Annotated in this window: 12 protein-coding genes and 1 tRNA gene; 9 read left to right on the plus strand and 4 right to left on the minus strand. The window is 57.7% G+C overall.

The window, feature by feature from the left end; translation table 11 throughout:
- Positions 1–25: 25 nt before the first annotated feature.
- A complete protein-coding gene (locus K787_RS0105570) occupies positions 26–1,213 on the minus strand; it encodes an acetate/propionate family kinase (RefSeq protein WP_022961806.1) in 1,188 nt (395 codons plus the stop codon).
- Between the two features lie 150 nt (positions 1,214–1,363).
- Between K787_RS0105570 and K787_RS0105575 the strand changes: the two genes are divergently transcribed.
- From K787_RS0105575 to K787_RS0105585, 3 genes are all read left to right on the plus strand, one after another.
- Positions 1,364–1,849, plus strand: a complete 486-nt coding sequence (locus K787_RS0105575) for an FKBP-type peptidyl-prolyl cis-trans isomerase (RefSeq protein ID WP_022961807.1) — start codon at positions 1,364–1,366, stop codon at positions 1,847–1,849.
- A 163-nt stretch (positions 1,850–2,012) separates the two neighbouring features.
- Entirely contained in the window at positions 2,013–2,600 is a 588-nt protein-coding gene (locus tag K787_RS0105580) for a TetR/AcrR family transcriptional regulator (RefSeq protein WP_022961808.1), read from the plus strand.
- 97 nt (positions 2,601–2,697) lie between these two features.
- The gene (locus K787_RS0105585) at positions 2,698–3,807 is read left to right on the plus strand and encodes an NADH:flavin oxidoreductase (protein ID WP_022961809.1); all 1,110 of its coding nucleotides are present in this window, start codon (positions 2,698–2,700) and stop codon (positions 3,805–3,807) included.
- A 1-nt stretch (position 3,808) separates the two neighbouring features.
- On the opposite strand, the gene K787_RS0105590 is transcribed toward K787_RS0105585, so the two are convergent.
- Both K787_RS0105590 and cysZ read right to left on the minus strand, forming a co-directional pair.
- Positions 3,809–5,020, minus strand: a complete 1,212-nt coding sequence (locus tag K787_RS0105590) for a glycosyltransferase family 4 protein (protein WP_028614634.1) — start codon at positions 5,018–5,020, stop codon at positions 3,809–3,811.
- A 66-nt stretch (positions 5,021–5,086) separates the two neighbouring features.
- Positions 5,087–5,830, minus strand: coding sequence for a sulfate transporter CysZ (cysZ, locus tag K787_RS0105595; RefSeq protein ID WP_022961811.1), 744 nt, complete (start codon positions 5,828–5,830; stop codon positions 5,087–5,089).
- Between the two features lie 330 nt (positions 5,831–6,160).
- Between cysZ and trxB the strand changes: the two genes are divergently transcribed.
- The 3 genes from trxB to K787_RS0105610 all read left to right on the plus strand — a co-directional run bounded on the left by trxB (position 6,161) and on the right by K787_RS0105610 (position 9,644).
- On the plus strand, positions 6,161–7,108 hold the full coding sequence (gene trxB / locus K787_RS0105600; protein ID WP_022961812.1) for a thioredoxin-disulfide reductase: 948 nt from the start codon (positions 6,161–6,163) through the stop codon (positions 7,106–7,108).
- A 181-nt stretch (positions 7,109–7,289) separates the two neighbouring features.
- Positions 7,290–7,610: a DUF2388 domain-containing protein gene (locus K787_RS0105605; protein ID WP_022961813.1), complete on the plus strand. Its 321-nt coding sequence runs from the start codon at positions 7,290–7,292 to the stop codon at positions 7,608–7,610.
- Between the two features lie 81 nt (positions 7,611–7,691).
- Positions 7,692–9,644, plus strand: a complete 1,953-nt coding sequence (locus tag K787_RS0105610) for a DUF7844 domain-containing protein (RefSeq protein WP_022961814.1) — start codon at positions 7,692–7,694, stop codon at positions 9,642–9,644.
- A 106-nt stretch (positions 9,645–9,750) separates the two neighbouring features.
- On the opposite strand, the gene K787_RS0105620 is transcribed toward K787_RS0105610, so the two are convergent.
- A tRNA-Leu gene (locus K787_RS0105620) sits at positions 9,751–9,837 on the minus strand.
- Positions 9,838–9,986: 149 nt separating this feature from the next.
- On the opposite strand from K787_RS0105620, the gene queA reads away from it, so the two are divergent.
- The 3 genes from queA to yajC are packed head-to-tail and all read left to right on the plus strand — an operon-like array spanning position 9,987 to position 12,552.
- Positions 9,987–11,036: a tRNA preQ1(34) S-adenosylmethionine ribosyltransferase-isomerase QueA gene (gene queA, locus K787_RS0105625; RefSeq protein WP_022961816.1), complete on the plus strand. Its 1,050-nt coding sequence runs from the start codon at positions 9,987–9,989 to the stop codon at positions 11,034–11,036.
- Positions 11,037–11,041: 5 nt separating this feature from the next.
- Positions 11,042–12,160 (plus strand): tRNA guanosine(34) transglycosylase Tgt, encoded by a 1,119-nt coding sequence (gene tgt / locus K787_RS0105630; protein WP_028614637.1) that lies wholly within the window; start codon positions 11,042–11,044, stop codon positions 12,158–12,160.
- A 59-nt stretch (positions 12,161–12,219) separates the two neighbouring features.
- Positions 12,220–12,552, plus strand: coding sequence for a preprotein translocase subunit YajC (gene yajC / locus K787_RS0105635; RefSeq protein ID WP_022961818.1), 333 nt, complete (start codon positions 12,220–12,222; stop codon positions 12,550–12,552).
- Positions 12,553–12,597 lie beyond the last annotated feature (45 nt).

Genomic DNA, 12,597 nt, shown 5'->3' on the forward strand with positions numbered 1-12,597 from the left:
AAACGTCCTGTCAGGAGGGAGGGTGTCAACGTGGCAGCAAAGCCAGGCTTTCGTCCGCTATTTGGCGCTCTTCATCGGTGGGGATCAGCATGATCGCCGTTGAGTCCGCAGCGTTGATCATACAGGCCTGGCCGCGAGGTGCCGACGTGTTGCGATCAGTGTCGAGTTTGAGCCCAAGTATCGCCATATGTTCCACCGTGAGCGCACGAATCAGGCTCGAATTTTCGCCAATGCCGCCAGTAAAGATAACACCGTCCAAGCGCGGAAGCGCGGCGGCCAGGCCCATTAGCGAACGGGCCAGGCGATAGCAGAACACCGCGATTGCCAATGTGGCACCAGGGTGACCCTCGGCGCGCGCCTGTTCCAATTGGCGCATGTCGTTGGACAGTCCTGAGAGGCCCAGCAGACCGCTTTCCCGGTTGAGCATGGTATCAATGCGGGGTAGATCCCAGTTCAAGGTTCTGGCCAGATGCCCATGCAAGTTGGGATCGACGTCGCCACTGCGCGTACCCATGACCAGGCCTTCAAGTGGCGTCAGCCCCATGCTGGTGTCCTGGCTGCGCCCATCAAGCACCGCGCAGCTCGAACAGCCGTTCCCCAGGTGCGCGCTGAGCCAGGCGCCTTGGCCGGTTTGCAGCCCGGCAAGCTGGCTGGCCTGGTTGGTCACGTACTGGTGGCTGGTGCCATGAAAGCCGTAACGGCGAATGCGCTGCTCGGTGTACAGCGCCTCCGGCAGAGCGTAGCGATAGGCATGGGCGGGCATGCTCTGGTGGAAAGCCGTATCGAAAATGGCCATATGCGGCACCTCTTCGAAGACGCGCATGGCCGCTTCGATACCGGTCAGATTGGCAGGGTTATGCAGGGGGGCGAGCGGGGCGTTGGTACGGATGGCGTCAAGCACTGCCAGATCAATGACCTGGGCCCCGGTAAAATGTTCACCCCCATGTACCACGCGATGACCCACAGCGCTGAGTGGTTGGCCGCTGTAATCGTCGATCAACGGTAACAGGGCGGTCAGCGCAGTGGCATGCTCGCCGTCGGCGAGCGGCACGCAGTGTTGGGTGCCGGCAACTTGCCAGGATAATGTCGCCTGGTCGCTGCCCAGGCGATCAGCCAAACCGCTCAACAGGGCCGTCGCCTGTGACTCGCACCGTAGTGCAAACTTGATTGATGAACTACCGCAGTTGATTACCAGAACCAGTCGGTCCGACATTCTCTATCACCTTGTTCCAGCCGGCTTGGGCGCCTGTTCAGGCACCAGTTGCGCCATCTTCATGGGTGGCCGCGTATCGGTCAACCCGTGCGTTATTAAGTCAACTGGCGTAAACTGGCTCGCTTCACGCAAAAAGACAGGTATCAGATTATGCAGATTGCTGCCAACAAAGCCGTATCGATTGAATACACCTTGACCAATGATGCAGGCGAAGTATTGGACTCTTCCGATGGTGGTGGTCCGTTGGTTTACCTGCACGGCGCGGGTAATATCATCCCCGGTCTCGAGCAAGCGCTCGATGGCAAGCAGGTGGGCGATGAGCTGAAAGTAACGGTAGAGCCAGAACACGCCTACGGTGAATTCAGCGCCGAACTAGTGGCAGTATTGGGCCGCAACATGTTCGAAGGTGTTGAGGAACTGGAAGTGGGTATGCAATTCCACGCTTCCGGCCCGGATGGCGGTATGCAGATTGTCACCATCTCCGCGGTGGAAGGTGACGAAGTCACCGTCGATGGCAACCATCCTCTGGCTGGCCAGCGCCTGACGTTTGAAGTCAAAGTTGCTGACGTACGTGATGCGAGTGAAGACGAGCTGGCTCATGGTCATATCCATGGTGAAGGCGGCGTAGAGCACTAAGGCGTTTCGCTAGCTTCAAGCGTCAAGCAAAAAAAACCGGGATATTCCCGGTTTTTTTATGTCTGATTATCGCTGCGCGCTTCAATTATCCCCCGTTATCAATAAAATCAATAAAACTGAAAAGGTCTATAAATAATATATGACCGGTCGTATAGTCCTGTGTATGAACGCTATTCAAGATAAACGCGCACGCATTCTCGCCGCTGGCACTGAAGTGATGCTGCTCAAGGGCTACAACGGTACTGGGGTGCAGGAGATTACCCAGAGTGCCGGTGTGCCCAAGGGTTCCTTCTATCATTACTTCGAGAGCAAGGAAGATTTTGCTATCCAGGCGCTGCATTACTATTACACGCCACGCCTGGAACGTTTTGCGGCGGCGCTGCAGGCGCAGGACAGCTCCCCCCGCGAGCGATTGCTATGCTTTTATCGTGATTTGGTGGGCTATTTCGCCAATCAGGCCGAGCCAACACACCAGTGTTTTATTGGTAGCCTTTGTCACGAGAAGGCTGGTGATAGCCAGCCAATCGGTTATGCCGCCAGCGCTATCCTCAATCGTTCCAGCCAACTGCTGGCTGAGTGTCTGGCGCAGGCAAGGGACGCCGGTGAGTTGGCTCCAGATCAGGATCCCCAAGCACTGGGTGCCTTTATTGGTGCCGCGTGGGAGGGTGCTTTGCTGCGTATGAAAGTTGATCGTCAGATTGCGCCATTACGGGTGTTTATTGGTCAGCTGGAAAGACTTTTGCGCCCTTGAGTTGAATTGAACAAACGGACTTAGTAAACGAATTTAGTACGCCAAGACGACCGGTCAACCAGGAGGTCGTCGCAACACTTTAATACGGAGTAATCTGATGTCTGCTGATACCAGCCCCCTGTTCGCCTCCTTTGAGCTTGGCCCATTGAGCCTGAATAACCGTATCGTCATGGCGCCCATGACGCGTAACTTTTCGCCCAAGGGTGTACCCACCGAGCAGGTGGTTGAGTATTACCGTCGTCGCGCCGAATCCGGCGTTGGCTTGATCATTACCGAAGGCACCACGGTGGGCCACAAAGCCGCCAACGGCTACCCTGACGTACCTGCTTTCCATGGTGAAGAGGCTCTGGCCGGTTGGAAGAAAGTAGTCGATGCAGTGCATGCGGTCGGTGGCAAAATTGCCCCGCAGCTATGGCACGTAGGTAACGTGCGCCGCTTGGGTACGCCGCCGGATGGCGATGTGCCAGGTTACGGCCCGATGGAAAAGATCAAGAATGGTAAAGAGTTGGTCCATGGCATGACCCACGAAGATATTCAGGATGTGGTCAAGGCCTTTGCCCAAGCGGCCAAGGATGCCAAGGCTATTGGTTTTGACGCCATCGAGCTGCACGGCGCGCATGGCTATCTAATCGATCAGTTCTTCTGGGATGGTACCAATCAGCGCACCGATGAATACGGCGGCAGCATGGATAATCGTGCGCGTTTTGCGGTTGAGATCATCAGCGCGGTACGGGATGCGGTCGGTCCTGACTATCCAGTGATTTTCCGTTTTTCCCAGTGGAAGCAGCAGGATTACAGCGCCCGCTTGGCACCGACCCCCGATCTACTCGAAGCTTTCTTGAAGCCCCTTGCTGACGCAGGCGTGGATATTTTCCATTGCTCACAGCGGCGCTTCTGGGAGCCCGAATTCGACGGTTCACCACTCAACCTGGCAGGTTGGACGCGCAACATTACCGGCAAACCCTGCATTACTGTGGGTAGTGTTGGTCTGGACGGTGAATTTCTGGAGTTTATGGTCAAAACCGACAAGGTTGCCGAAACCGCGAATATCGACGGGCTGCTTGAACGTCTGGGTCAGGGCGAGTTCGATCTGGTTGCTGTAGGCCGCGCGTTGATTGTTGACCCGCAGTGGGCAAACAAGGTGCGCGAAGGCCGTTTCGGTGACATTCTGCCATTCAGCCGTGAAGCGCTGAAAACCTTAGCCTGATTTACCTGACTGGTTTGCCCGGGCTATTTCCTTGTAGCACGGGCAAACCGGTTTTTTGCCCTTCTGCGGCCTTCAGCAAATACCCTTCAAAACGCTGTATCACTGCGTCCCAGCCTAGCTGGCAGGCATGATGCCGTGCATGTAGGCGTATGCTGCGGCGCCCCTCTGCATCACTGATCAACCAGTCCAAATTGTCGATAAACAGGCTTTCATAACCCTCCGTCGCCAGGCACCCGCTGAACCGGTCGCGGATGTGCTGATGCGCAGCGGCCAGATCAAATGCGCAAACCGCCAATCCAGACGCCATGGCTTCAGTCACGACGTTGCCGAAGGTCTCGGTCACGCTGGGAAACAGGAAGATATCTGCGCTGGCATAAGCCTGGGATAAGGCTTGGCCGGTCAATGCACCGGTAAAGGTGGCGTCCGGTAGCTGACGCTGCAGTTCCTGTCGTGAGGGGCCGTCACCGACAATGATCAGGTGCAGCTGTGCCGAGCCGGGCGTGTGGTGTCGCTGCAACTGCTGCCAGGCTTGCACCAGTAGCGACAAATTTTTCTCCGCCGCCAGCCGCCCTACGTGCAATAGCACCAGGTCGTTTTCGGCGGCGCGCCAGTGTTCGCGCAGAGCTGAGTCGCGGTGTGCTGGATGAAAACGTTCGCAGTCGACCCCGCGGCCCAATTGCGCAAGGTTGCGCATGCCGGCGCGCAGCAGGGCACGCTGCTGCCCAGGGCCGGCAGTCAAAGTGAGCTGGGTGTGATTATGAAACCAGCGCAGGTACGCCATCATTGGTCGGTGGAACAGGCCAAGACCGTAGTGATCGCTGTATTGCTGGAAATTGGTATGGAAGCCGCTGATGACCGGTATACCCATGCGTCGTGCTAGCTTCAAGGCTGACCAGCCCAGTGGGCCCTCGGTAGCCAGGTAGATGGCATCGGGTCTTTCCCTGCGCCACAGGCGGCGCAGGTTATTGGTGGCGGGCAGACCCCACTGCAGCTCGGGGTAGCCGGGGATGGGGATGCCGCGCACCCGCAGCTCGCTAAAGGCCCCCAGCGCCGACGCGCCGATCGCTTCGCCAGGCTGGGCTGGGCGAACCAGCTGCAGCACATGGTGGCGTGCCAGCAAGCCCTCGACGAGCTGCCCTAGCGTATTGGCTACGCCGTTAATCTGAGGTGCAAAGGTTTCGGTAACCAGCGCAAAGCGCCGGGGTGCAGCCATTTGTTTGATCATGTAGCCATTGTCATGGGGCATCAATGATGCCTGTATGACAATAGCATGACGGATTTATGGCAACGCGCGGCGTCGCTCGCGAATCCATAGCAATGTTGAACCTGCTACCGCCGCAGGCATCACCAGCAGATTGATCAGTGGAATGAGCATGCCAACATACACCGGTAGTCCGAAGCCTAGCGATAGTGCGCGCCTGCCACGCATCCAGCGCAGCATATCGAGAAAGCTGACCTGGTCGTTGTCGGCCTGGTAGTCAATGTACTGCACCGCCATCATCCACACGCTAAACAGCAGCAATAGTGGTGAGGCGACCAGGTTGAGCACTGGAATGAGGGTCAGAATCAGCAGGCCTGCGAGGCGGGGCAAGTAATAACTTATTTTACGTAGTTCACGGCCTAGGCTGCGGGGTACGACTAGCAGAATATCCCTATAGCGGGTCGGTGGGCTGACAATGCCGCGCTCCTGTTCGGCAATCTTTTCCGCCAGAAAGCCATAGAAGGGTGAGGCAATCAGATTGGCTACCATGCTGAAACCAAAGAACAGTACCACCAGCACCATCAACGCGAACAGCGGCCACAATAGCCATTCTACAAACCCCAGCCAGTCAGGCAGGCTGCCCATCAACCTAGCCATCAAAATGTTAAACTGGCGCACACCCCAGCTGATCAGCGCGGCAAAAACGCCCAGGTTGAGTATCAGCGGTATGACCAGAAAGCGCCTGAGCCCCGGCTGACGTATTTTTTGCCAGCCCTCTTTTAAGTAGTCAGGGCCGCGCATGGGGGTGAAGGTCTCTGCCATCGATAGCGTCCTTATTAAATAGAATCTCATGTCAATTCGGGCCTGACATTGCCCGCGCGGTATTGACCCTGTAGACGCACTATAGGGGTAAACTATCCGGCTGATACAGTGATTGGGATTTTCAAAGCGCCAGCGCTGCCCTAACATGCAGGCAGTCAAAATCCAGTGCTCGACCAGAGCTCTTGGGCAGGCGGACGCTAGTGATTCTAACGCGGCCGTCTTCAAGGTGGCTCTGACTTCTTACTTTGCGCGGCTGGTTAGCAGTGTCATCTGGCTGGCGGGTCGTTAGTTTAATCGTTTGCACCGCCAGCGCGGTGTTCTGGAGGCAGTATGTCTGAAGTACGTCACACCCGGCTGATCATTCTGGGTTCTGGTCCGGCTGGCTACAGCGCCGCCGTTTACGCTGCGCGTGCCAACCTGAAACCGGTGCTGATCACCGGTATGCAGATGGGCGGTCAGTTGACCACTACGACCGAGGTGGATAACTGGCCCGGCGACGTTGAAGGCCTACAAGGTCCGGCGTTGATGGAGCGTATGCGTCAGCACGCCGAGCGCTTCGAAACGGAAATCATCTTCGACCATATCAACAAGGTCGATCTGACCAAGCGGCCTTTCAGCCTCTGGGGTGATCAGGGTGAATACCAGTGCGATGCGCTGATCATCGCCACCGGCGCTTCGGCGCAATACCTGGGTTTGCCTTCGGAAGAAGCGTTTATGGGTAAAGGCGTGTCGGCGTGCGCGACCTGTGATGGGTTCTTTTACCGCAATCAGGATGTCGCGGTGATCGGTGGCGGCAACACGGCGGTTGAAGAGGCGCTTTATCTGGCCAATATTGCCAAGAAAGTCACCTTGGTGCACCGCCGCGATACCTTCCGGGCAGAAAAGATTCTGATCGACAAGCTGATGGCGCGGGTTGCCGAGGGCAAGATCGAGCTCAAACTGAATGCAACGCTGGATGAAGTGCTTGGCGATGCTACGGGCGTCACGGGTATGCGTATCGCGCTGAATGCCGGAGGTACAGAAGACATTGCCCTGGCAGGTGTGTTTATCGCCATAGGTCACAAACCCAACACCGATCTGTTCACCGGGCAGCTGGACATGAAGGACGGTTACCTGAAAGTCCACAGCGGCACCGAGGGCAATGCTACGGCCACGAATGTGCCGGGTGTGTTCGCCGCAGGCGATGTAGCTGATCACATCTACCGTCAGGCGATTACTTCTGCGGGTGCGGGCTGCATGGCGGCGCTGGACGCCGAGCGTTATCTCGACGAACAGTAAGGCAGTTTGCTATCTACGGGCTACGGCAGGGTTATTTCGCTGCCATCGTTGAAACGGCGATCACTATTGTCTTTACTAAGGTCATCAGCATGGCCGGTTAAGGGCTAAGCTGAGGTGGGGTAGGCCGACAGCGGCTTTGCAAACCAGGTCCTTGAGGCCTGATTATTCTCAAGGAGTTCTTATGAAGATTCGCTCTGTGTTTCTCGTCGCCGGTCTGCTTGGCTTTTCTGCCGTAGCCTCCGCTTCGAGCTTTGTCGGCACCACGAATGCGCTGGGTTCCTCCCTGGCCAACACGGCTCAGGCGCTGGGTGACAGCACTGCGTCCACCTTCGGGTCAGATAAGGTTGTGCTTCAGGCCCGTGAGGATGCTGCCAGTTTCGTTGGTAGCAACGGTGACGTGCGCGGCGTCAATCTTGAAGCGGCCCTGAGCCATATTCGCCAGCAAATGCCAGCGCTGCAAGCCAGTGACATGCAACTGGCCGAGGCTATTCTGGCCTTGTGATAAGGCCAGCAGAGCCTGGGTCTGTTCAGGGCTTCACCTCCATTGTGTCTTGAAGTGCGCCTCGCCCTGCGGCGGGGCGTAATGGTATTGGCTGCCACGTTCAGCGTTGGCGTGCTGCTGTTTGCTCCTTTGGCGCATGCTGCGCTGAGCTTGAATCTGAATGAGCGTGGCCTGAACGCCGAGCAGCGCCAAGCCAGCCAGCAGTTGCTTGATGCAGCGGTCGATGCGCTACCGCCGCTGCTGGTGACCGAGTTGGACCGCAGTATCGGTGTGCGTTGGTCGTCTCGTCTGCCGCATAGCGTGATGGGTCGGGCGCGATTTGACGGCCACATACTGCTCAATCAGCGTTGGCTGGATGCGCTGGTTCAGGGTGATGATCAGGCCCTGCCGGGCGGCCGCCAGCACGGTACCCTGCAGCGGGAATTGCAGGCAACACTGATTCACGAGTTGGCGCATTTTTATGATCGCGGCCAGTTCTGGCCCGATGAAGAGCGTGGGCTAGCGCGCTTTTGTGGCCAGCAGCACAGTAGTCTCGGCCCGGTTGGTTTGCCTGCGGCGTGCCAGGGCCAGTCCCAGCGGCACTTTACCCTCAGTGACGACCCCAGGTTGCTTGAACTCGCCGGCTGGCCCGCACGCATCGGCGGGCGGGGCGTGGCGGAGCCGGAGAATAATCACTACCTGCGCAGTCCAGATGCTTACGAGCTGAGCAATCCGCGCGAATTCGTCGCGGTCAATCTTGAATACTTTCTGCTCGATCCCGAATACCGCTGCCGGCGCCCGGCTCTTCATGATTATTTCGCCACACATTTTGGCTGGGCGCCTACCCATTCGGCCGATTGTGCTCCTGGCTTGTCCTTTGTTAATGGAGGCCTGGACCCGGACCGGCCGGCATTGGGCTGGCTCGACCCCGAGCGTATCTACCAGGTGCATTATCTCCTGGCCGAGCCGGACGGCGCCTTTGTCAGCCGTTGGGGTCACAGCATGCTGCGGGTGGTCATTTGTGCACCGGACCGGCCGCTGGGGCCTGAGTGCCTGATGGATCTGGAGCATCACCTGGTGTTGTCTTTCCGGGCGTTTGTCGATGACGTACAGCTATCCAGTTGGGATGGACTGACCGGTGCTTATCCGTCGCGATTGTTTATGCTGCCGTTGAATCAGGTGGTCGATGAATACACCAAGATTGAGTTAAGGCCGCTGCAATCGCTGCCCCTGCGCTTGACGCGTGAGCAGCAGATCAGCCTGGTTCAGCGTGCCGCGGAGATGCACTGGGGCTACGACGGCACCTACTATTTTGTTAGCAACAATTGTGCGGTCGAGACGCTGAAGCTGTTGCGCAGCGGTACCGACCGTCCGGATATTCGCCGTATGCAAACCGTTACACCTACCGGGCTGCTGGCACTGCTCAGGCATGCCGGTCTGGTGGATCAATCGGTGATGCACGATCAGGCTGAAGCGCTGCGCCAGGGGTATTATTTCGACTCCTATCGTGAACGCTATCAATTGATGTTTCGTAATGCGCGCGAGTATCTTGATCTGCCGCAGCGGCAGGTCGAGGACTGGCTGGCGCTAGCGCCGCAGGAGCGGCAATCCTGGTTCAGCCGTGCGGACTATCGCACTGCCGCGGCCCTACTGCTGCTGGAGCAGGCGGCGTTGAGGCGCCAGGTGTTGTTGATGCAGCACGAGTTGAAGGACCGCTATGTTTCTGGCCGCCGGCCGGATGATACGGCCTTGAATGACACCGGGGATCTAATGAGTCAGCTGTTGCGCGAGAGCGGCTTTCTCAGTCGGCCAGCTGAATTGCTGGAGGGCGGCTACGGACTGCCGCAGCGTCAAGAAAGGCAGCAGTTGCGGCAAGTCAGTAACGAGCGGCAGCAGGGATTGCAGGGGCTGTCGGCGTTGCTGGATGAGCGCGCGCTTGAGCTGGTCAGCGTGACGCAGCGTCGCGCAGTTGAAGATGGCCAGCACAATATCGTTGAGTTGGGCAGACTTTTACGCCAGTTGCACCGGGAGTCTGGCGGGCTGGTATTGCCCTAGATCTGGATTGGCTCGGCGGTCTGATCGTCAAAAAAAGCGCACAAAAAAACCAGCACTCGGCCGGTTCTTGTTTTTTTGCTGTTGTGACCCATCTGCATGCTGCAGATGGTGCCTCGAGGGAGAATCGAACTCCCACTCTGTCACCAGAAACGGATTTTGAATCCGCCGCGTCTACCAATTCCGCCATCGAGGCCTGTGCTTTCCAACAGACGGCGCGGAGTATACGAATCCCAAGGGCGCCTGGTCAATGCCGCTGAGTGAATAAGACTGCTTTCTTTGGCCCAGCGTGTGCATTTCCGCTACTATATGCCACCTTTTTTACCTTCCGGAACCACCACCCGCATGCGTGTCAGTGATTTCCAGTTTGAGTTGCCTGATCGGCTAATCGCCCGTCATCCTCTTGCCGAGCGTCGAGCCAGCCGTCTGTTGTGCCTGGATGGGCAGAGTGGTGAGCTGGAGCATCGGCATTTTGCCGATTTGCTCGACTATCTGCGCCCCGGTGATCTGATGGTGTTTAACAACACCCGGGTCATTCCTGCGCGTTTGTTTGGCCGCAAGGAAACTGGCGGCCAATTGGAAGTCCTGGTTGAGCGGGTGCTGGATAATCGGCGAGTGCTGGCGCATGTGCGCTCGAGCAAATCGCCCAAGCCAGGCAGCCGCATTATGATTGAGGGTGGCGCAGTGGCGGTGATGTTCGCGCGACATGGTGCGCTGTTCGAACTTAGCTTTGACGAAGATGTGTTGCCGTTGCTCGAGCAGGTGGGCCATATGCCGCTGCCGCCCTATATCGATCGCGCGGACGAGGCGGCAGACCGTGAGCGTTATCAGACCGTCTATGCCGCCCGGGCGGGGGCCGTCGCAGCACCCACGGCGGGTCTGCATTTTGACCAGGCTCTGTTGCAGACGATTTCTGATATGGGCGTGCACAGTGCTCACGTGACGCTGCATGTGGGCGCTGGCACTTTTCAGCCGGTTCGGGTCGAGCGTATCGAAGATCATCAGATGCACAGTGAGTGGTTGGAGGTCGATCAAGACGTGGTCGATGCGGTGCGCGCTTGCAAGGCGCGCGGTGGAAGGGTGATAGCGGTGGGCACGACCAGTGTGCGCTCGCTGGAGACGGCGGCGCGCTCAGGTGTAATCGAGCCTTTTGCTGGCGATACCGACATCTTCATTTATCCTGGCAGGCCTTTTCACGTGGTCGATGCGCTGGTGACCAATTTCCATCTGCCGGAGTCCACGCTGTTGATGTTGGTGTCGGCTTTTGCCGGCTACGCGTCGACGATGGCGGCCTACCGCGCCGCGGTCGATAACGAATACCGCTTTTTCAGTTACGGTGATGCCATGTTCATCACCCGCAATCCGGTTGCGACCGGGCCCGAGGATGTTGCATGAGTCATATGAGTTTCGAGTTGCTGGCCACTGACGGTAAAGCTCGCCGGGGACGCCTGACGTTCCCGCGCGGTGTGGTGGAAACGCCCGCGTTTATGCCGGTAGGTACCTATGGGACGGTCAAGGGCATGTTGCCGCGCGATGTTGAAGCCATCGGCGCTCAGATCGTTCTGGGTAACACCTTTCATCTGTGGTTGCGTCCTGGGACAGAGGTGATCAAAGCGCACGGCGACCTGCATGACTTTATGCAATGGCAAGGGCCGATTCTGACCGACTCAGGCGGATTTCAGGTATTCAGCCTGGGCGCGATGCGCAAGATCAAGGAGGAGGGCGTGTATTTCTCCTCGCCGGTGGACGGTGCCAAGGTGTTTATGGGGCCGGAGGAATCCATGCAGGTGCAGCGCGACCTGGGTTCGGATATCGTCATGATCTTCGATGAATGCACGCCCTATCCGGCGGACGAGGATACCGCGCGGCGCTCGATGGAATTGTCGTTACGCTGGGCGCAGCGCTCCAAGGATGCGCACGCGGATAATCCTTCTGCGTTATTCGGTATCGTTCAGGGTGGTATGCATAAAGATTTGCGCCAGCGCTCACTCGATGGCTTGAACGAGATTGGCTTTGATGGCCTGGCCATTGGTGGTCTTTCGGTGGGCGAGCCGAAGGAAGAGATGATCAAGGTGCTCGACTATATGCCCGGGCTTATGCCCGTGGACAAGCCGCGCTACCTGATGGGTGTGGGCAAGCCGCAGGATCTGGTTGAGGGCGTTCGCCGTGGCGTCGACATGTTCGATTGCGTGATGCCGACGCGCAATGCGCGCAACGGCTACCTGTTCGTCGACAGCGGAGTTATCAAGATCCGCAATGCGGTGCACAGGCACGACACCAGCAGCCTGGATCCGACCTGCGATTGCTACACCTGCCTGAACTTTTCCCGCGCCTATCTGCATCACTTGGACAAATGCGACGAGATGCTGGGCAGCATGCTCAATACCATCCATAACCTGCGGCACTATCAGCGGCTCATGGCTGGTTTGCGCGGTGCCATTCAAACAGGTACATTGAGCGCCTTTGTGGATGACTTCTATGCTCGCATCGGCCTCCCTGTGCCTGAGCTGGGGGATTGAAACGCGCCCGGAACGCCCCATTAACCTGTCTTAGCTGTTTCTATAAATAGGAGTTACACATGAGTTTTTTCATCCCTGCCGCCGTGGCACAAACCGCTGAAGGTGCCTCACCTATGGGTGGTGGTTTTGAATGGATCTTTCTGGTCGGCTTTCTGGTTATTTTTTACCTGATGATCTGGCGCCCCCAGTCCAAACGGGCCAAGGAGCACAAGAACCTGATCGGCGGCCTGACGGTCGGCGACGAAGTGGTGACCGGCGGCGGTATTCTGGGCAAGGTCAAGAAAGTCACCGATGAATTCATCGTGCTGGAAGTGGGCGACGGTCAGGAACTCAAGTTCCAGAAAGGCTCTGTTGTTGCTGCGCTGCCCAAAGGCACGTTGAAAGCCATCTGATCCCTCTTTATCACCTCACTCGGGCGCCTGTTGGCGCCCGGGTTG

Source organism: Halopseudomonas pelagia CL-AP6, assembly GCF_000410875.1.
Lineage (GTDB): Bacteria > Pseudomonadota > Gammaproteobacteria > Pseudomonadales > Pseudomonadaceae > Halopseudomonas > Halopseudomonas pelagia.

Bases quoted from the DNA above. Each gene is read 5' to 3' on its own strand.
- K787_RS0105570 (WP_022961806.1), bottom strand. From the start codon at position 1,213: ATGTCGGACCGACTGGTTCTGGTAATCAACTGCGGTAGTTCATCAATC.
- K787_RS0105575 (WP_022961807.1), top strand. From the start codon at position 1,364: ATGCAGATTGCTGCCAACAAAGCCGTATCGATTGAATACACCTTGACC.
- K787_RS0105580 (WP_022961808.1), top strand. From the start codon at position 2,013: ATGAACGCTATTCAAGATAAACGCGCACGCATTCTCGCCGCTGGCACT.
- K787_RS0105585 (WP_022961809.1), top strand. From the start codon at position 2,698: ATGTCTGCTGATACCAGCCCCCTGTTCGCCTCCTTTGAGCTTGGCCCA.
- K787_RS0105590 (WP_028614634.1), bottom strand. From the start codon at position 5,020: ATGGCTGCACCCCGGCGCTTTGCGCTGGTTACCGAAACCTTTGCACCT.
- cysZ (WP_022961811.1), bottom strand. From the start codon at position 5,830: ATGGCAGAGACCTTCACCCCCATGCGCGGCCCTGACTACTTAAAAGAG.
- trxB (WP_022961812.1), top strand. From the start codon at position 6,161: ATGTCTGAAGTACGTCACACCCGGCTGATCATTCTGGGTTCTGGTCCG.
- K787_RS0105605 (WP_022961813.1), top strand. From the start codon at position 7,290: ATGAAGATTCGCTCTGTGTTTCTCGTCGCCGGTCTGCTTGGCTTTTCT.
- K787_RS0105610 (WP_022961814.1), top strand. From the start codon at position 7,692: ATGGTATTGGCTGCCACGTTCAGCGTTGGCGTGCTGCTGTTTGCTCCT.
- queA (WP_022961816.1), top strand. From the start codon at position 9,987: ATGCGTGTCAGTGATTTCCAGTTTGAGTTGCCTGATCGGCTAATCGCC.
- tgt (WP_028614637.1), top strand. From the start codon at position 11,042: ATGAGTTTCGAGTTGCTGGCCACTGACGGTAAAGCTCGCCGGGGACGC.
- yajC (WP_022961818.1), top strand. From the start codon at position 12,220: ATGAGTTTTTTCATCCCTGCCGCCGTGGCACAAACCGCTGAAGGTGCC.